The sequence below is a fragment of the Enterobacter genomosp. S genome, from assembly GCF_001631805.1.
GTDB classification, from domain to species: Bacteria; Pseudomonadota; Gammaproteobacteria; order Enterobacterales; family Enterobacteriaceae; genus Enterobacter; species Enterobacter quasihormaechei.
This window is the reverse complement of record NZ_LVVA01000003.1, coordinates 106,384-124,125: the sequence shown is the minus strand read 5'-3', so window position 1 is coordinate 124,125 and position 17,742 is coordinate 106,384. Positions and strand designations below refer to the sequence as shown.

The following is a 17,742-nucleotide window of genomic DNA, read 5'->3' as shown; positions in this document are numbered from 1 at the left end:
TTTATTGATGTTCCCCGGAGTTGGCATTCTCCGCATCAGAGTCATGTATAGCCTGGCAGCCAGGCAGATAACAACAAGCGTAAGCGTGGGATATTAAGAATTTCCTCAGATTGTTTTCACTGGTGGATGGGCTAAAGACCTTGAAGCAGTGAGCGGGTGACCGCAGCCATAAGGCCATGCAGCAGCCATGATGCTGCCCCGAGTCGCGTAGTCAGACCGTGGTGAGGGTTAATAAGGGGAAATGCCCCGATAGCGCAGCGCGAACGCCAGACGCGTAGCGGTTTTAAGCGTCGATGAAACGACGGCAACTAAAGGGCTGGAGCGTGGCCACTCCGGGAGGTGGCAGCAATTACAAAGCTCACCTGCTGGTGGGCTTGATAATGGTTATCTCCATCAGCGGATAAACAATCCATATACCCACCAGAGGATAAGGACATGTGTAGTGCCTCTTTAATTTATTTACTCATTGCCCACCGCGTTCTTTAGCTTGCTGGTGGTGTCAATTACCCTCAACGGCTGCATGCTCTGGGCCCGCCTCAAAAACAAATAGCCACTCTGCAATACATCTGCGCATCGCACGCGCTGATGAAGGAAAGTTTTCAGCCTTGAGCCTTACTATAAATTCCAGACTATAGGTGTTTTTATGAAGGGACTAATCATCCCCGGTTCACTGGTGTTGGGTAATATGCCGGATAGCGGTGGCGGGAATGACTTGAGTGATATTGATTTGACGTCTGAAACACTTGATCCTCGTCTTAAGTTTCAGTGCGTGAGTCAGCATGCCTATTACGCCTCCGATGGCTCGATCAAGTTCGCAGCTCCAGACATATGGCCGCTTGAATATCGAGACGGTGTTGCTGTAGGAAGGCATGAACCAGAGCCTCAGTCAACGAATTACATGCTTAACACGGCAACTCCTGAATTGCTCAAAACCGCATTATCACGTGGAGGGACGATTTCAGCGCGCAGACTTGCGCAGTCAGGGCTCCCCACAGCTGAATACACGTTTTATACGCCATCTGCTCTCTCGGAATGCTACTCACTTATCGGTGGTCAGGGAGGGCAGGGGGAAGGGGATTCAGTCTATTCGGTTTTTGTCCGAACCGATCAGGAAAATAAGCAAATAGTCATGTATGCGGACTCCGCTGTTGAGCACCCGCGATATCCGATAACGTCTTCACTCACTCGTTTAGTTTTAAAGAAAACCGCCACCGGTGCTCATGGATTTTCGTGGCTGGGACTGAGATCTCTTGCAGATACTTTAATTGCGTCAGTGAGCGGGTATCAGGTCGAAAAAGGGACCTTTGTAACGTCGCCAATCGTCACGGGGGCGACGGCCGCCACGCGAGCCGCAGCATTCGTTTTCATCAAAAACCCTGGCGGCATAGCAACTTCATGCCGGGTACATTATTCAGACGGTACGACAAGCACACTTGACTTTGCTGGCGCAGAAGAGGTGCAGCTCGCACAGGCAGCAGCTGACTGGGGCGCCAGATACATTCAACGGATAGAGTATTTGAAATTATGATTAAATACCTGTGCTTTCCTGACGAATTCACAGCTCGTAAAACGACTGCCTGGTGGTCAAAAAAATCAGGCTGGATAGCGCCAACACCCCAGCTTCAAATAGCGGTGCGTGGCGTGTTATACAGCGATGATGGTGAATATGATGCCGACGGAAATGTGGCGACACAGCCAAAGGCTCTTCCGGGGTTTCATATTGATGTAATTTACGGCGAGATACCGGAGGCGGCTCAGTTGTATCTCGTTACGCCGTCCGATCCTGATTTCGTTCTGGCCTGATGAGGACTTATGGAAACAATAAATGTAAAGCTGACAGGGGAGTGGGTTCAAATTTCGGACGGAGTCATGACTTCCGACATGCATGTTGAATTCGGCACTGCGCAGATCACACTGTCAAACAGAAAGCCCGCTGATGAAACTGGCTCGCACACAATGCATAAAGGCATATGGGTGAAAATCCCGGCGCCTCTGGTGGCGTGGGCCAAAACGAATCTCGAAGGTAGTGAAATATCGATTTCAAAGTACGTAATTTAAATTGTACAACTCAGTAAATACCTGACCTGCAATCTCGTCAAGCCTGTCTAAGTTGGACATGATTATGAATAACTCCCTGTACGAAAGAGAAGAAGAGAAAGCAGCTCTGATAAAAGAGCTACGCGATGCTATTACAGCACAACTCACCGGAGAAATGGACTGGGTGAGGTCCAGGGCTTTCTGGGCTGCACGATTACCCGGTGTCCCACCTGAGCTGCTTGCTGAATCGCTGGCGGCAGCGATCAGCAAGGGAGCGGCGCTGCTGGCATCAAAACATAGATGACAATGGCTCTCATTTGGAAAAGGTACTCCTGGCGATTCTGAGCACCGAGGGGGCGAGGACACGCGGGAAACGGCTAGTTTTTTGCATTTTATGGGTTTCATCATCATCTCTTTAACCTCTTGATATTTCAGTCCTGATCATTTGCAGGATGTTGAAATGACTATTTTTTGTTCACCATCATGGATAACGAACTGAAAAATTTCCGGCTGAATATCACGCAGCTGGCAGCCATTACCGATCTGCACCGCCAGACGGTCGCGAGCAAGCTTGCAAATGTTCAGCCGGCACCGGGCAGCAATCCAAAACTTAAGCTTTATGCCATCACCGATATCCTCAGGGAGTTGCTGACGAGTACCACTCCGTCGGAGCTGGTGGACGTCGACAAAATGCTTCCCCCCGATCGTAAAGCCTGGTTTCAGTCAGAGCGTGAAAGGCTCAAGTTTCAGCAGGAAACAGGGGAGCTGATCCCGGCGTCAGAAGTCACCAGAGAATTTTCCTCCATGGCAAAAGCAATGGTTCAGGTGCTGGAGACGTTACCCGACATCCTTGAACGAGACTGCGCCATGACCCCTTCCGCAGTTGTCAGGGTGCAGCAGGTTATTGACGATTTGCGCGACCAGATAGCCCTCAAAGTTGAGCAGGCCGACTCACCAGAACAGGAGGAAATGCCAGAAGAGGAGTAAATCATGCGACAGGCCACGGCAGCGGAAGTCAGGCGTAACGCTTCCGCCATTCTCAAAGCCCCGCGCCGTATGCCTGTGGCTGAGGCGGTTCAAAAATTTATGCGCGTACCTATGGGGGCCGGTAACTCGGTACCATGGGATCCTGCTGTCGCCCCCTATGTGATAGAGCCGATGAACTGCCTCGCGATGCGTGAATACGATGCGGTGGTGTTTGTTGGACCAGCACGAACGGGGAAAACGATAGGCCTGGTGGATGGCTGGGTTGTATACAACATTGTCTGCGACCCGTCCGATATGCTCGTCGTTCAGATGACCGAGGAGAAAGCGCGCGAGCACTCTAAAAAACGTCTGGCGAGAACGTTTCGTGTCAGTCCTGAAGTGGCGAAACGCCTGAGCCCGTTGCGAAACGACAACAACGTGCATGATCGTACTTTTCTGGCGGGGAACTATCTCAAGATTGGCTGGCCGTCCATCAACATCATGTCCTCGTCAGATTTCAAATGTGTAGCGCTCACCGATTATGACCGCTTCCCTGAGGACATCGATGGCGAGGGTGACGGTTTTACCCTGGCTTCCAAGCGTACCACCACCTTTATGTCCGCCGGGATGACTCTGGTGGAGTGTTCGCCAGGCCGGGACATTCGCGACAGCAAATGGCGCCGAAAGTCTCCCCATGAAGCACCACCAACGACAGGCGCGCTTTCGCTGTATAACCGTGGGGATCGCCGTCGCTGGTACTGGCCGTGCCCGCATTGTGGTGAATATTTTCAGCCTGCGATGGAGGCGATGACCGGATACCGCGATGAACCTGATCCGGTAAAAGCAAGTGAGTCGGCTCATCTGCTTTGTCCGCATTGCAGCACCATTATCACCGCAGATAAAAAGCGCGAGCTCAACGGGGTGGGTGTCTGGTTGCGTGAAGGTCAGAGTATTGACCGGGACGGCAAGATCTCCGGTGAGCCACGCCGTTCGCGCATAGCGTCGTTCTGGATGGAGGGGCCCGCAGCCGCGTACCAGACCTGGGCGCAGCTGGTGTACAAACTGCTGACTGCTGAGCAGGAGTATGAGGCTACCGGCAGCGAAGAAACCCTCAAGGCGGTTATCAACACTGACTGGGGGCTGCCATACCTGCCGCGCTCGGCCAGCGAACAGCGACGCGCCGATGTGCTGATGCAGCGTGCGGAGGATTACGGTAAACGCATGGTTCCGCCGAAGGTGCGTTTCCTGCTGGCAGCCGTCGACGTTCAGGGCGGGAAAAAGCGCCGTTTCGTCGTGCAGATAATTGGTTATGGCGAAAACGGTGAACGCTGGCTGGTGGATCGTTACAACATCCGCCAGTCCCTGCGCTGCAATGAACATGGCGAGGCGGAGCCAGTCCACCCCGGCGCGTATCCGGAGGACTGGCAGCTGCTTGTCTCCGATGTGCTGGAAAAAACTTACGCACTTCAGTCTGACCCGACGCGGCGTATGCCGGTGCTGGCCATGGCCGTCGACAGCGGCGGTGAGGAAGGGGTGACAGATAATGCCTATAAATTCTGGCGCCAGTGTCGCCGGGATGGTCTGGGTAAACGTGTCTATCTGATCAAGGGCGACAGCACAAAACGCCAGAAAATTATTACCAAAACTCACCCGAATAATACCGAACGCAGTGACCGTCGCGCTGATGCGCGTGGCGAGGTGCCGGTGTATCTGCTGCAAACCGACCTGCTCAAGGATCAGCTCAGCAATAACCTTGATCGTGAGACTCCCGGAGCAGGCTATATCCATTTTCCCGACTGGCTGGGGGAGTGGTTCTACGAGGAACTGACCTACGAAGAGCGCGGCGTGGATGGCAAATGGCGTAAGCCAGGCAAGGGCGCCAACGAAGCCTTTGACCTGTTCTGCTATGCCCACGCCGTCGCGGTTCTGCGCGGCTACGAAAAAATTCGCGACTGGGAAAAACCTCCTGCATGGGCTGAGCCGCAGGATCTCAACCCAAATATTCATGAAGGGGAACGCCCCCGGGAGATAACCGTGAAAAAAAACAAAACCGTTCAGCCGCAAGTCAGGGCTGAGCCTGAGAAAGAAAACACGCCTTCCGGCAGCTGGCTGGGATCTTCCGGTAGGGGAGGAGGCTGGCTGTGAAGAAAGACGACATCTGGAGAACCCTGGTGATGGTACGCCAGGCCTACCAGGACTCGCTGGACGGCAAGAGTATCTCTTTCACCGGCGTAAACGGTCGCGCCATTACCAACCACGATCCGAAGGCGCTGCGCGATGAGCTCGAATACTGGGAGCGTCGCTGGCGCGCGGTCAACAGCCGTGGTGGTTCGTACAAACTCGCTAACTTTCTGTAAGGCGTTCTATGGGCATTCTTGAAAGAACACTGAGGGCAATTTCCCCCGGGTGGGCCGCGGCACGCGAGCGGGATCGTCTCCGGCTTAATGCGTATGAAGCGGCAAATCCGTCACGGCTGCACAAGGCGAAAAAGCAAAGCCAGTCGGCGGACACCGCTGTGTTTGCAGCAGGTCAGTCCCTGCGGGAACAGGCCCGGTGGCTTGATGAAAACCATGATCTGGTGATCGGCCTGTTCGACAAAATGGAAGACCGGGTGATTGGTGCCCACGGGATCCATGTTGAGCCTCAGCCCCTCGATCTGGAGGGGAATCTTCATTCCGATTTCGCCGGGAAACTTTCGGCACTCTGGGCTGAATGGTCCGTGCGTCCTGAGGTGACTGGCATGTTCACCCGCCCGGAAGCCGAACGCCTGCTGCTGCGTTCAGCACTGCGTGACGGGGAAGTGTTCACGCAACTGGTCAGGGGGAATGTGCCGGGTCTGCAACATTCCACCTCCGTACCGTTCTCGCTGGAAATGCTGGAGGCGGATTTTGTTCCGTTCAACCTTAACAGCACCGCCGGCCAGCAGGTTCGGCAGGGCATCATCGTGAACGACTGGGGGCGTCCCGTCGGCTACCGCGTTTACAAGTACCACCCGGCAAATATGACGCGGTTCAGCGCTGAACTTAAAACCGTCTCAGCTGAAAACATGCTTCACCTTGCGCAGCGCAAGCGTCTGCACCAGCTGCGCGGTATCAGCCTGATCCACGGAGTCATTACCCGTCTTTCTGACATCAAGGATTATGAAGAGAGTGAACGCGTCGCCGCCCGTATTGCCGCCGCGCTGGGGTTCTATATCAAGCGCGGTGATGCGCAGTCTCTTGGTGACGACGGGGAGTTTTCACCTCCCGGCGGCCAGCGCCATTACGATATCGCCCCGGGCATGATTTACGACGATCTGCGCCCGGGTGAAGACCTGGGCATGGTGGAATCAAATCGCCCAAATGTTCACCTCTATGAATTCCGGAACGGACAGATGCGGGCCGTGGCCGCAGGCACGCGCGGCAGCTATTCCAGCATTGCCCGGGACTATAACGGCACCTACAGCTCCCAGCGTCAGGAGCTGGTGGAGAGCTTCGAAGGGTACAACGTCCTGCAACAGTGGTTTGTCGGCCAGCACAGCCGGCCCGTTTACCGCGCATGGCTGGCGATGGCGTTGCTGAGTGGCGTTGAAGTGCCGCCGGATGTGGATCCAAATTCTCTCTATAACGCGCTTTATCTCGGCCCGGTGATGCCGTGGATTGATCCGGGGAAAGAGGCTAATGCCTGGAAAGCCATTGTTCGTGGCGGTGCTGGTACCGAAGCGGAATGGGCGCGGGCGCGGGGTAAAAACCCGCAGGAGGTTAAACGCCAGCGACTGCGTGAAACCGAATTTAACCGTCAACACGGGCTGGTGTTTGATTCCGACGCCGCCAACGACAAAGGAGCGATGCCAGATGCAACGGCAAAACCAAAAGACGATCGGCGCGAGCCGAGCGATGATGATTAACCCCCGCGCCAGCCTGGCGGGTGTCGATGCGGCAAACGGTCAGTGCTGGTACGAAATCCGCGCGCTGTCTGCCAGGCGCGTCGAAATCTTCCTCTATGACGTGATCGGCGGCTGGGGCATCACAGCCCAGCAGTTCGTCGCGGACTGTAAAGACGCCGGGGTGTTTGACGCCAGCGCGGTGGATTTACATATCCACAGCCCCGGCGGCGATGTCATGCAGGGATTTGCCATCTACAACACCCTGTCGCGGCTGAAAGCGAAAGTGGATATCTGGGTAGACGGGGTGGCGGCCAGCATGGCCTCAATGATTGTCTGCCTGCCTGGCGCCACGGTGCACATGCCGGAAAACGCCTGGATCATGGTCCACAAACCGTGGGGCGGGATCGCCGGGGATTCTGATGACATGCGTGATTACGCCGCGTGGCTTGATCGTAACGAAGCCCTGATGCTCAGCGCCTATATGAATAAAACGGGACTGGGGCAGGAGGAGCTGGAAGCGATGCTGAAAGCGGAGACCTGGCTTAACGGGGCCGAGGCAGTGGAGAAAGGTTTCGCTGACACGCTTGAACCTGAACTACAGGCTGCGGCCTGTGTGAATGAAAATAAACTGAAGGATTACCAGAACATGCCAGAACAGATTAAATCTCTTTTTGCGCCGCGTGCCGAAGCTCCGGTGAATCAGCCACAGCAGCCTGCTCCGGTACAGCAGCCCGCGCCGGTACAGGCGAACCTTAACCCGCCAGCGCCACAGCAGCCCGCGCAGCAGATGACTAATATCGATATCACTGCGCTGGCCCAGCAGCTGCAACAGCAGATGCAGACGGCAAACGCGGAACGCGTGAACACGGTTTCCGCTGTTTTTGAGGCGTTCCCGACCTTCGCGACACTGAAGGCGGAATGTCTGGCCGACTTCTCCTGCACGGCGGAAAAAGCCCGTGACAGACTCCTCCAGGCGCTGGCGGCAGGAACTACGCCGAGTGCCGGTCCGGGTGCTATTCATCTTTATGCCGGAAACGGCAATCTTGTCGGTGACTCCATCCGTGCTGCGGTAATGAGCCGCGCGGGCTATGCGCAGGCTGAAAAAGATAACGCCTACAACGGTTATACCCTGCGTGAACTGGCGCGAGCTTCCCTTGTGGATCGCGGGATCGGTATTTCAGGCGCAGGGACTGCACAGGCGATGGTCGGCCTTGCGTTTACCCACAGCAGCAGCGATTTCGGCAATATCCTGATGGATGTGGCGCACAAGGCGGCGCTGATGGGCTGGGACGAGGCCACAGAGTCATTCGAACAGTGGACCCGTAAAGGTACCCTGACTGATTTCAAAACCGCGCACCGCGTCGGTCTGGAATCACTTGCATCGCTTCGCAAGGTCCGCGCCGGGGCGGAATATAAATATGTCACCATCAAAGATCGCGGCGAGCCGATTGCGCTTGCGACCTACGGCGAACTTTTCAGCATTGACCGCCAGACCATCATTAATGATGACCTGGACATGCTGACCCGTATCCCGCAGGCAATGGGCCTTGCAGCGCGTGCCACCGTGGGCGATCTGGTGTGGGCAGTTCTGACCAGCAACCCAAAAATGTCCGACGGCAAGCCGCTGTTCCACGCCGATCATGGCAACCTGGTCTCCGCCGATCTGAGTATCGAAGGCCTCGATACAGCGCGTAAGGCGATGCTGCTGCAAAAATCAGGCGACCGCCGTCTGAACATTCGCCCGGCCTACATGCTGACGCCAGTGGCCATCGAGTCCCGCGCTAACCAGCTGATCAAATCTGCAAGCGTACCGGGCGCGGACGCGAACAGCGGTATCGTTAACCCGATCCAGAACTTTGTGACGGTGTCCTCTGAGGCTCGCCTCGATGACAGCAGCCCGACGGATTACTACCTGACTGCCGCACAGGGACGCGACACCATTGAGGTGGCATATCTGGACGGTATTGATACGCCATACCTTGAGCAGCAGCAGGGCTTCACCGTTGACGGTGCCGCGTTCAAGGTACGCATCGATGCCGGGGTGGCACCGCTTGACTGGCGCGGCATGGTTAAAGTCACCAAAAAATAACGACCGTCATCTGACGGTTTTTTTTACGGGGCGGCACGTGCTGCTCCTTTTTGTCTGGAGAGAAAAATGGCGAAAAATTTTCAGCAGGATGGCAATACCCTTGATTTTCAGAATACCGGTGCGACCGATATTCATTCGGGAGAAGCCGTGCTTTCAGGTGCGCTGGTGGGCGTTGCTCACGACGACATTCCGGCTGGGTTGTGGGGTGTGCTGCATACCACTGGGGTGTTCGTCCTGCCAAAAGCAGCGGAAGCGGTCACTGTTGGCCAGAAGCTCTATCTGGCAGACGGTAAGCTGACTGTGGAAGCGGGTGAGGAGGCAGCTCCGAATCCTCTGGCGGGCACGGCCTGGGCTGAGGCGGCGGCTGATGCGGATTCTGTTCCGGTCCGGCTTGGTTACTGATGAACCGCTTTAGGCAACGCCTGTTAAAAGCGGATGCCCGGATATCCCGGGCATTTGCCGAAGAGGTGCCTGCTGTCCTTTCTGTCGGCGCTGAGTTGCGTCCTGTTACAGTGATTTTCGAGACGCCTGATGTCCCGGTTGACGTGCCCGGCGGGGGGCAAATTCAGGATCGCTCTCCGGCCTTCAGCGCGATGACCACCGATATCGTGGGGCTTGAGAAGCACCACGGCGTGGAGATCAACGGCACGGCTTATCGTGTGACGCACATTGGCGCTGATGAAGAAGGCCGTACCCGCGTCACGCTGGCGTATGGCGCACCGGGTAAGGTGCAGCCGGACATCAACAAGTGGAGCTGATATGGCGCGTGAGTCCAGACTGCGGCGGGATTTGCCCGTCGATATCGATGTGGATGCCATCTGGCGGATAGCGGAGCACATCGGTGCCACCCATAAACAGTTTCGGGCAGCGTATTCCCGTGCGCTGAAGCGTACCGCCGCTACCTTACGTAAAAAAGCGATGGCTGACCTGAAAGACGGGCTGGCGCCGCGCAGCATAAATATGGTGCGCCGGCGTCTGCTTTCCTTTCGTCTTGATCGCGCTTCTCAGTCACAACTGGATAATTTTCGTCTCTGGTTTGGTCTCAATGCCATCAAGGTAAAAGACCTGAAAGGCAGGATTAACGGGCGGGTCAGGCCTCACCATACCCGGCGGGATAAATCCACCGGGCGGTATATAAAGGCGCGGCGCCAGGCAGAAAACGCCGGATTCACCCCAAAGGGCAGCCTGCTATCCCCGTGCACATTTGAAAACGGGGAAGTGGCGCGCTCCCGCCGTGAAAACCGCCGGACGGTGGTTATTCGCGATCCGGATACCCGTCGTACCCGCGAAGCGGAAGTCGATATTTATGAGCCGATGCTGAACTACATCGAGGATAACGCCTTTGCGGAGGCGATGGAGATTTTTATGCATCACTTTGAAACCGATCTGCGCGGGCGTGTGAAAGCCCGTATTTCTGTCTGAGGTGGACTATGGCTGAGCCATTACTGCTGGGGCAGTATCACGATGCTGTCACCGGCGCGCTGAAAAAAATTGCGTGGGTGCGTGACGCCGATGCCTACCCGGAAAAAAACGTGCCCCGCTTTAGCGGACTGGCCACCCCGGCGGTCTATTTCTCCATTAACGGCTGGGAGCAGGGCGGCGGCAACGAAGGACAGCTTAATGTGAATCTGTCCTGCGATTTGTTCGTTGTGGTGGACGCGGCAGGCGCTGGCGTCAGCCGACCCGAAATTTTCCTGCGCACGGCGGCGGCGGATATCACTCAGTGGATTGACGGCCAGCAGTTCGGCCTGGCCAGTCTTGAGCCAGCCGTCTTTATCGATGCGTCACGCGATGAGTTTGATCCGCGTATGGATGATTACCTGGTCTGGCGGATCTCCTTCACACAATCAGCAGCCTTTGGTGCGGATCCGTTTGCGCAGATTAATTCTCCGCTGAACGGCGTCTGGCTTGGTAAGGCTCCGGATATCGGGCGCGCGCATGTGGACGATTATCAGCTGATTTACGAGGCGAAACCCGATGAGTGATATCGAGGGCGATTTACAGCGTCGCCTGGCGAATATTGTGCGGCGCGGGGTTATTCATTCCGTTAAGCATGACGGTATACCGAAGTGCCGGGTGGATCTGGGCGACATCACCACTACCTGGCTGCCGCTTTGCCAGGGCTTTTCCGGGGCAAACCGGGCTGACTCCAATCCGTATGCGGTCGGGGATGCGGTCACGGTGCTGTCGGAGGCGGGCGAGCTGAATAATGGCCGGGTGTTTCCCGGCTGGAATACCGGCGGTCTGCCGGTACCGGAGGGCAGCGACAGCGAACATATCACCCGCTACGGTGACGGTACCGAGATCCGGTATGACCGTGCCGCGCATGCCCTGACCATCACGCTGGCGGAGGGCGGGACCTACAAAATTATCGGAAAGGGAACGCTCGATGGTCCGGTGGAAATCACCGACACCCTCACAGTTCAGGGCGTTACGCAAATCAATTCCGACACGAAAGTGAAGGGAAACATCGATGCAACACAGGAAATTTCGGACGGTACCGGGAAAATGAGCGGGATCCGCGAAACCTACAACGACCATGACCATAAAGAAAATGGTGATGGCGGCGGAACCACGAATCCCTCCAATCAAAAAATGTGACCTGCCGCGGCAGGTTTTTTTATGCCTGGAGAAAATAAATGGCGAATTTACATGGTGTGGAAACGATCGAACTGACATCCGGTACGGTCGCGGTCACGACGATCCAGACGGCCATTATCGGCCTGGTGGGTACTGCGCCTGATGCCTCTGCCGGAACGCCGGCCAGTGCCAGCACAGGAACCCCGATTCTGGATAACGTTGTGGATTTTGCCGCGACAGTTGCAGGCAGGGCAGGAAACGTGGTGGTGGTTGAGGCTGTAGCCAGTATCCCTGATGAAGAAAATCCCGCAGCGATTGAGACTTCTGCCGTCTGGAATGCGGAGGCATTAACGCTGACTATCACGCTTGGCTGCGATGAAACCGGCAAGCTGACGGCAACCCCTTCAGCCGTGGCCACTGCCGTGGGCGCGGTGGATGATGTGAAAGTCACCGCAACGGGAAGCGGGAGTGGCGTGGTCACACCGTTCCGGTTGCAGCTGGCAGGCGGCGAAGATGAACCTTTCCCGCTGAATACCCCTGTCGCGATTGTCGGAACCTCGATGCTTTCCCGGCTCGGTGAAAAAGGCACGCTGAAACAGGCCCTGATGGAAATCAATGACCAGCGAAATGCCCTGACGGTGGTGGTACGCGTGTCTGAAGAAGCCGATGCAGCGAAACAGCGTGCGGCGGTGCTGACAGGGATCGGCGCGCTGTCATCTGCACGATCCGTGACGACGTACCAGCCCCGTATCGTGATTGCGCCGGGGTTCAGTGAGGATGATGCCGTGGGCAAGGCTCTGGAAACCGTTGCCGGCAAGCTGCGGGCGGTGGCGTATGTTGACTGTGCCGCTGGCGCTAAGCTGCAAGAAGTGGTCCAGCGCCGACAGTCCTATGGTACCCGCACCGAGCTGCTGCGCCCGCGCGTACAGGTCAGCAATGCCGACGGCCAGCTGGTCTATCGTCCTTACTCTGCGTTTGCGGCGGGGTTGCGTGCCCGAATCGACTTTGAGAAGGGCTGGTGGTGGAGTAAATCCAACCAGGACATCAATAACATCCTCGGGGTGGAACAGATCGACGAGTTCATTCTCGGCGATGAAAACTGCGACGCAAACCTGCTCAACATGCAGAACGTCTCAACCATCATCCGCCGGGCAGGGTTTAAGCACTGGGGCAACCGTCTGTGCGGTACCGATCCACAGTGGCGCTTCGAATCGGTTCGCCGAACCGCAGACGTCATCGAGGACAGTATTCAGGAAACGATGCTGGAATACGTTGACCGTCCGCTGGACCGGGAGAATGCCGACGACATTATCGGCACCATCAACGCCTATATGCGCCAGCTGGTCGGCCTCGGAGCCATTTTCGGTGGTCGCGCCTGGCTGGATGAAGAACTTAACACCGCTGAGAGCATGGCGGCTGGCGTGCTGTACATCAACTATGACTTTGGTCCGAAATCGCCGACTGAGCTTATCAGCCTGCGCGTCCGGGTGAATAACAACTATGCGCTTGAGGAGATGCTGGCAGCATGAGCGAAAAAAACACATTACGCGTCTGGACCTTCTTCCGGCAGGGGATCCGCATACAGGGGGCGCATGAATTTACTCCGCCGGCATTGTCCATTGTCAAAACGGATTTGCGTACCGGCGCACAGGATGCACCGTCCCCCGTTGATGACGGTATGGAGGCACTCACCTGTCAGCTGAAGTTTTACGGTGTGGACGTGGATATGCTGACCGCTTTCGGTTTTGTCAGCGGCAGCCGGCCGCGCTTTACGGCCTATCAGGGCTATCTGGCTAACGGTACCGCGCTGGGTACGATCGAGGAGATCGAAGGCTTTGTGCAGACCGTCACTCCCGACGCGCGTGGCAAGGACAGCCTGTCCGAAAATGCCGTCACGGTGGAAATCGCCGTGAGCTATTACCGTCAGACCAAGGACGGTCGCGAGCTCTTTGAGATTGATACTGAGCGCTTCTCGCGCCGGGTGAATGGCGTGGATGTTCTGTCCGGTCTGGCGGCAAAAGTACGGCTTTAAACTCAAACAATCTTACAACGGCCTGCGGGCCGTTTTTTTATGGAGATCAACATGTCTTTTCCTGGTGAAACCCGCGTTATCAAACTGTATTCCCCTGTTTCTTTTGAGAACGGTGGCCTGCTCGAACAGGTGACGCTGCGCGAGCCGCTGGTCCGTGACCGCATTGCCTTTTCCAAAGACCGCGGCAGTGAAGAAGAAAAAGAGGCGCGCATGATTGCGCTGCTGTGCAACCTCAGCGAACAGGATATCTGGCAGCTGACTGCGGCAGATTATGCCCAGCTGCTGGACGCGTTTAATGTTTTTATGCTCCCGCCCGAGAAGCGACCGAAAGAGGGCTGATGCGGGCGATACGTTTTCTGGGACGGCGCCTGCATTTTCCCATGACGGAATATCTGGATATGCCGTTCAGTGTGTTTTCTGATTTTCTCACCGACGAAGTGGAGGCGGTTAATCGTGGCCGGATTAAGCCAGAACCTTAAGGCCGTCATTACCTTTGGCGGCAGTATCGACAGCTCCTGGAGCCGTTCAGCGAACAGCCTGCAAAAAAGCCTGAAGGACGTCGGAAAGCAGTCAGAAAAACTGACGAAAGACCAGGCTAAGCTGGCAGCAGAGATTAAGCGTGCGAAGCTGGCCGGGCAAAGTCTTGGCGATCTTAAACGGCGCTACAGCGACGTCTCCCGTGAAATCCGCAAAACGGAGGCCGAACAGCAGAAGCTGAATCAGCAGATGCAGAAGGCACAACGGCTGGCAGCCTTCAAGGGGGCAGGGAAAGGGCTGTTTCGCCGTGGCCTTGGTATGGCCGGACAGCTGGGCGGGATGGTTGCTCCCGGGCTGGCGATCGGCGGCGGTGGCGTGGTGGCTTCCGCCCTGGGTACCCTGATTGCCCCTGCGGCCACCAACGCGGAGACGGCCCGACGGGCCGGCGTGGCGAAAAGTTATGGCGTCGATATCCCGACGTTTGATGCCTGGGACACGCTCGCGAAGCAGTACGACATGAACGGGGAGAACATCGGCGACCTGTTCGAGGAGTATCTTCACAAGGCAGGAGAGTACAAGCAGAACGGCAAGCAGGGTTCCCTTCAGGATGCGTTTGAAACGCTGGGATTTAAGGCGGGGGATTTTGCGGGCCTCAGCGATATGGCGCAGTTCGAAAAAATCGTCGAGCGTGCGCTCAGCATGCAGGACGAGTCGAAAGCGTCGTTTGCACTGGATTCGCTGTTTGGCGGCGAGGCCAGCAAACTGCTGATGTTGCTGAAGCAGTCCGGCAAAAGCTACCGTGACCTGATGGACGAGCAGCGGCGTTATAACCTCGTCACGAAAGAGGGGGCTGAAGGGGCGATGGAGGGCAACCGCGCCATCACCAGCCTGCGCACGGTCTTCTCCTCCGCTGTAGCGGAAATCTCAGGGCAGCTGGGAAACGAGCTGGCACCAGATATCCGCCGGCTGACGGATGATATGGCGGAGTGGTTTAAGGGGGGCGGGATCAAACGCATTGTCAGTTTCCTGCGTAATGATCTTTACCCCGGCGTGCTGACGTTCGGTCAGGGCATTGTGTTCGTCGGGAAAGTGGCCTACGCGCTGGCAAAAAAACTGTCCTGGCTTTTACCGGATGAGAGAAGCGATCAGCAGGACGTGCTCAAATCGCTGGCCATGACCGGCTCGGTTGATATGGCGCGCATGACGGCGCAACGCAATGGTCAGGGCGAATGGTTTGAGCAGCAGCTGAAGGAAAAGCCGGACCTGCCTGATGATGTGAAAAAATCGTACCGGGACACCCGGGGATTTTTCCGCGACGACGATGACACCTTCAACAGTACGCTCGATAAATACGTGACGCCGGAAAGCAGCGGCGCGCCGTTCTCCTGGGATTCAGCACTGAACCAGAACCAGGAGACGTCTGTGCAACCGGGACATGAAACATCCGACAGCACTGCCGGTGCCTGGAATAACTACAGACTTCCTTCATTTCCCACGTTTGAAAAAAGTAGCGTCTGGCCCGCAGCGGAAAAAGCGAAAGGATCCGGAGAGTCGCGTAATCCCTTTTTTGATATTGAACGCCACCGGGATAACAGCGCAGATTTTCTGCTTTATCAGCCTGAAGTTTCCTTGCCCCTGTCTCCGGCCCCGGAGCCTGCCTCGCCAGCAGGCCTGTCAGACGAAGAGGGGGGCAGCTACTGGGAAACATTACTACAGAAGCTGGATAGTGCGGACAAAGCGCCGCCTCCCCGACAACTGACCGACAACCGTCGTTTCGAATTTCATTATGAAATACATGGTGCACCTGGTCAGGACGAAAGGGCGATCGGGGATGAAGTTGTCGCGGTGACTAAAACCAGTCCGGTATTTAATGGTGACAGCAGCATGCTGGACGGAGGACAAATCTGGTGAGTGAAATCATTCCTGTCTTTGAAGACTTCGGGCAGCTTCAGTCAAGCGCTGTTCGGGGGGCTCAGGCCGCCCGGGTGATGATGATGCTGGGCGATTTTGCCTTTTCGATCAACACCACGGCATACAACCAGCTGACCCGAGAGGCCAGCTGGCGATGGAGCGAACAGGAGCGGATCGGGAAGCAGGATTTATTGCAGTATACCGGCAAGCCCGGGCGAACCGTCCGGCTTGAAGGGGAATCGCATGCTTTCTTTCGTAAGGGGGTGGATGCTGTTAACGATCTCTTCGACCTGGCAGACCAGAATAAGCCTCAACAGCTGGTCAGCGGTGAAGGAGATGTCCTGGGTTGGTGGGTGGTGATCGACTTCTCAGATACGACCAGCCGATTCCTGCCTGGCGGCGGCCACCGAAACAAAAACTGGACGATGACGCTGAAACATTATGCCGATGACATATCAAACCCGTGACGGTGATGTGCTGGATGCGATCTGCGCGACGCATTACGGCACGGAGAACCTCTCTTATAGTGTGACGCAGGTTCTTGAAGCGAATCCTGGACTGGCTGACCGTGGGGCCGTTTATCCGTCAGGTCTGTATATCACTTTACCGGATCTGGCTCCGCCGGTTCAGGCTTCCGCTTACAGCCTGTGGGATTAAAAATGGCAGATCAGATTGTTAAACCGGAATATGCTCCCGCTTTCAGCGTCAGCGCTGAAGGAAAAGATATTACCCGTGCGCTGCAACAATGCCTGGCAGAGCTGACGCTGACTGATTACGGCGGCGCTACGGCAAAAGCGGATGAGCTGAAAATCACCCTGCTGTCAGAAACGCTTCCCTTACCGACAAAAGGCGCACGGCTACGTCTGGCGCTGGGCTTTAACGACCAGCTGGTGGATAAGGGCTGGTTCGTGGTGTCCGGGGTTGGCAGCGGCGGCCCGCCCCGTCGTATCGAGATTTATGCCACCGCTGCGCCAATGAACGCACAGAAACAGCCCGGTGATGTGCTTAGCCAGAAAACCCGCAGCTGGGATAATCTGCGACTGGCGGATTTGGTTAAAACGGTAGCGACTGAAAACGGACTGGTACCAAAAGTGGCCGCAGAGCTGGCCGATATCCATATCGACCACGTTGACCAGGTGGCAGAATCGGACGCCAATCTGCTGACGCGCCTGGCCCGAACATGGAATGCTGTCAGTAAACCGTCGGGCGGATACTGGCTGTTTCTGCGTCAGGGAGCCACGGCAAATGCATCCGGCGAACAGTCCGCAGCTCTGATTATCACACCAGAAGAGGTGTCAAACTGGTCTTACAGCGAAGGAGAGCGGGGCAGTTCGACAGGGAAGGCCACCGCCAGCAGTGGTAAGTCCTCAGGCAAAATCGGCGTACGTTATTACGATGAGGCTGACGGGAAGACCAAAACCACCACGGTTGATCATGATGGCCCCTCAATGGCTAACCCGTATACCCAGCCTGTAAAAGCTACTGCCGATCAGCAGGCCAAAGCGAAAAAAACGCAGGCCCGCCGCAATGAACAAAAAATGACAGTAACGGGGCCTTGCCGACCCAGGCACGTTCCCCTCACGGCAGAATCTGGCGTATCCACGTCCGGATTTGGCGAGCGGGAAGACCGCGCCTGGGTTGTTGAGTCACTGGTGTTTTCCCTGACGCCCGCCGGGTTCAGTTACACATACAACCTGGTGGTTGATATTCGCAAGCCTGCGAAATCCTCAAAAAAATCCGGCAGTTCGGATAAAACTGGCCCGAATTACTTCGGCTAACACGCCG

20 protein-coding genes are annotated in these 17,742 nt (G+C 56.3%); all 20 read left to right on the top strand.

Annotated features, from left to right (window positions below):
* Nucleotides 1-643: 643 nt before the first annotated feature.
* Complete coding sequence (locus A3466_RS23505) at nt 644-1,528, top strand: phage head spike fiber domain-containing protein (RefSeq protein ID WP_209445936.1); 885 nt, start codon at nt 644-646, stop codon at nt 1,526-1,528.
* On the top strand, nt 1,525-1,803 hold the full coding sequence (locus A3466_RS04965) for a hypothetical protein (protein WP_063449656.1): 279 nt from the start codon (nt 1,525-1,527) through the stop codon (nt 1,801-1,803). Before A3466_RS23505 ends, A3466_RS04965 begins: the two co-directional genes overlap by 4 nt.
* A 319-nt stretch (nt 1,804-2,122) precedes the next feature.
* Complete coding sequence (locus A3466_RS04955) at nt 2,123-2,341, top strand: hypothetical protein (RefSeq protein ID WP_131797700.1); 219 nt, start codon at nt 2,123-2,125, stop codon at nt 2,339-2,341.
* 179 nt (nt 2,342-2,520) lie between these two features.
* The gene (locus A3466_RS04950; protein WP_023299857.1) at nt 2,521-3,024 is read left to right on the top strand and encodes a DUF1441 family protein; all 504 of its coding nucleotides are present in this window, start codon (nt 2,521-2,523) and stop codon (nt 3,022-3,024) included.
* A gap of 3 nt (nt 3,025-3,027) precedes the next feature.
* On the top strand, nt 3,028-5,148 hold the full coding sequence (locus tag A3466_RS04945; protein WP_082830913.1) for a phage terminase large subunit family protein: 2,121 nt from the start codon (nt 3,028-3,030) through the stop codon (nt 5,146-5,148).
* Nucleotides 5,145-5,360 (top strand): hypothetical protein, encoded by a 216-nt coding sequence (locus tag A3466_RS04940; protein WP_023299859.1) that lies wholly within the window; start codon nt 5,145-5,147, stop codon nt 5,358-5,360. Before A3466_RS04945 ends, A3466_RS04940 begins: the two co-directional genes overlap by 4 nt.
* A gap of 8 nt (nt 5,361-5,368) precedes the next feature.
* On the top strand, nt 5,369-6,889 hold the full coding sequence (locus tag A3466_RS04935) for a phage portal protein (RefSeq protein WP_063449652.1): 1,521 nt from the start codon (nt 5,369-5,371) through the stop codon (nt 6,887-6,889).
* A complete protein-coding gene (locus A3466_RS04930; RefSeq protein ID WP_432416592.1) occupies nt 6,837-8,957 on the top strand; it encodes a ClpP-like prohead protease/major capsid protein fusion protein in 2,121 nt (706 codons plus the stop codon). Before A3466_RS04935 ends, A3466_RS04930 begins: the two co-directional genes overlap by 53 nt.
* A 66-nt stretch (nt 8,958-9,023) precedes the next feature.
* Nucleotides 9,024-9,359 carry a DUF2190 family protein gene (locus A3466_RS04925; protein ID WP_039269051.1) on the top strand — a complete coding sequence of 112 codons (336 nt, stop codon included), beginning with the start codon at nt 9,024-9,026 and terminating at the stop codon, nt 9,357-9,359.
* Nucleotides 9,359-9,715: a head-tail joining protein gene (locus A3466_RS04920; RefSeq protein ID WP_045340204.1), complete on the top strand. Its 357-nt coding sequence runs from the start codon at nt 9,359-9,361 to the stop codon at nt 9,713-9,715. Before A3466_RS04925 ends, A3466_RS04920 begins: the two co-directional genes overlap by 1 nt.
* 1 nt (nt 9,716) lies before the next feature.
* Entirely contained in the window at nt 9,717-10,379 is a 663-nt protein-coding gene (locus A3466_RS04915; RefSeq protein ID WP_063449650.1) for a hypothetical protein, read from the top strand.
* An 8-nt stretch (nt 10,380-10,387) separates the two neighbouring features.
* On the top strand, nt 10,388-10,942 hold the full coding sequence (locus tag A3466_RS04910) for a hypothetical protein (protein ID WP_063449649.1): 555 nt from the start codon (nt 10,388-10,390) through the stop codon (nt 10,940-10,942).
* Nucleotides 10,935-11,558 carry a phage baseplate assembly protein V gene (locus A3466_RS04905; protein WP_063449648.1) on the top strand — a complete coding sequence of 208 codons (624 nt, stop codon included), beginning with the start codon at nt 10,935-10,937 and terminating at the stop codon, nt 11,556-11,558. The genes A3466_RS04910 and A3466_RS04905 overlap by 8 nt, the downstream gene beginning before the upstream one ends.
* A gap of 38 nt (nt 11,559-11,596) precedes the next feature.
* Nucleotides 11,597-13,066: a phage tail sheath family protein gene (locus A3466_RS04900; RefSeq protein ID WP_063449647.1), complete on the top strand. Its 1,470-nt coding sequence runs from the start codon at nt 11,597-11,599 to the stop codon at nt 13,064-13,066.
* On the top strand, nt 13,063-13,569 hold the full coding sequence (locus A3466_RS04895; RefSeq protein WP_023299868.1) for a phage major tail tube protein: 507 nt from the start codon (nt 13,063-13,065) through the stop codon (nt 13,567-13,569). Before A3466_RS04900 ends, A3466_RS04895 begins: the two co-directional genes overlap by 4 nt.
* Nucleotides 13,570-13,620: 51 nt before the next feature.
* A complete protein-coding gene (locus tag A3466_RS04890) occupies nt 13,621-13,908 on the top strand; it encodes a phage tail assembly protein (RefSeq protein ID WP_023299869.1) in 288 nt (95 codons plus the stop codon).
* A gap of 114 nt (nt 13,909-14,022) precedes the next feature.
* Nucleotides 14,023-15,957: a hypothetical protein gene (locus tag A3466_RS04885; RefSeq protein WP_063449646.1), complete on the top strand. Its 1,935-nt coding sequence runs from the start codon at nt 14,023-14,025 to the stop codon at nt 15,955-15,957.
* A 5-nt stretch (nt 15,958-15,962) separates the two neighbouring features.
* Nucleotides 15,963-16,424, top strand: a complete 462-nt coding sequence (locus A3466_RS04880) for a phage tail protein (protein WP_432416594.1) — start codon at nt 15,963-15,965, stop codon at nt 16,422-16,424.
* Nucleotides 16,399-16,614, top strand: a complete 216-nt coding sequence (locus A3466_RS04875) for a tail protein X (protein ID WP_082830912.1) — start codon at nt 16,399-16,401, stop codon at nt 16,612-16,614. Before A3466_RS04880 ends, A3466_RS04875 begins: the two co-directional genes overlap by 26 nt.
* Nucleotides 16,615-16,616: 2 nt before the next feature.
* A complete protein-coding gene (locus A3466_RS04870; RefSeq protein ID WP_063449643.1) occupies nt 16,617-17,735 on the top strand; it encodes a contractile injection system protein, VgrG/Pvc8 family in 1,119 nt (372 codons plus the stop codon).
* The last annotated feature ends 7 nt before the right edge of the window (nt 17,736-17,742 follow it).

Excerpts from the sequence above, each read along its gene's own strand:
- A3466_RS04935 (WP_063449652.1), top strand. The coding sequence starts at position 5,369 with ATGGGCATTCTTGAAAGAACACTGAGGGCAATTTCCCCCGGGTGGGCC.
- A3466_RS04895 (WP_023299868.1), top strand. The coding sequence starts at position 13,063 with ATGAGCGAAAAAAACACATTACGCGTCTGGACCTTCTTCCGGCAGGGG.
- A3466_RS04905 (WP_063449648.1), top strand. The coding sequence starts at position 10,935 with ATGAGTGATATCGAGGGCGATTTACAGCGTCGCCTGGCGAATATTGTG.
- A3466_RS04950 (WP_023299857.1), top strand. The coding sequence starts at position 2,521 with ATGGATAACGAACTGAAAAATTTCCGGCTGAATATCACGCAGCTGGCA.
- A3466_RS04925 (WP_039269051.1), top strand. The coding sequence starts at position 9,024 with ATGGCGAAAAATTTTCAGCAGGATGGCAATACCCTTGATTTTCAGAAT.
- A3466_RS04930 (WP_432416592.1), top strand. The coding sequence starts at position 6,837 with ATGCAACGGCAAAACCAAAAGACGATCGGCGCGAGCCGAGCGATGATG.
- A3466_RS04870 (WP_063449643.1), top strand. The coding sequence starts at position 16,617 with ATGGCAGATCAGATTGTTAAACCGGAATATGCTCCCGCTTTCAGCGTC.
- A3466_RS04875 (WP_082830912.1), top strand. The coding sequence starts at position 16,399 with ATGCCGATGACATATCAAACCCGTGACGGTGATGTGCTGGATGCGATC.
- A3466_RS04955 (WP_131797700.1), top strand. The coding sequence starts at position 2,123 with ATGAATAACTCCCTGTACGAAAGAGAAGAAGAGAAAGCAGCTCTGATA.
- A3466_RS04910 (WP_063449649.1), top strand. The coding sequence starts at position 10,388 with ATGGCTGAGCCATTACTGCTGGGGCAGTATCACGATGCTGTCACCGGC.
- A3466_RS23505 (WP_209445936.1), top strand. The coding sequence starts at position 644 with ATGAAGGGACTAATCATCCCCGGTTCACTGGTGTTGGGTAATATGCCG.
- A3466_RS04915 (WP_063449650.1), top strand. The coding sequence starts at position 9,717 with ATGGCGCGTGAGTCCAGACTGCGGCGGGATTTGCCCGTCGATATCGAT.
- A3466_RS04890 (WP_023299869.1), top strand. The coding sequence starts at position 13,621 with ATGTCTTTTCCTGGTGAAACCCGCGTTATCAAACTGTATTCCCCTGTT.
- A3466_RS04900 (WP_063449647.1), top strand. The coding sequence starts at position 11,597 with ATGGCGAATTTACATGGTGTGGAAACGATCGAACTGACATCCGGTACG.
- A3466_RS04920 (WP_045340204.1), top strand. The coding sequence starts at position 9,359 with ATGAACCGCTTTAGGCAACGCCTGTTAAAAGCGGATGCCCGGATATCC.
- A3466_RS04965 (WP_063449656.1), top strand. The coding sequence starts at position 1,525 with ATGATTAAATACCTGTGCTTTCCTGACGAATTCACAGCTCGTAAAACG.
- A3466_RS04945 (WP_082830913.1), top strand. The coding sequence starts at position 3,028 with ATGCGACAGGCCACGGCAGCGGAAGTCAGGCGTAACGCTTCCGCCATT.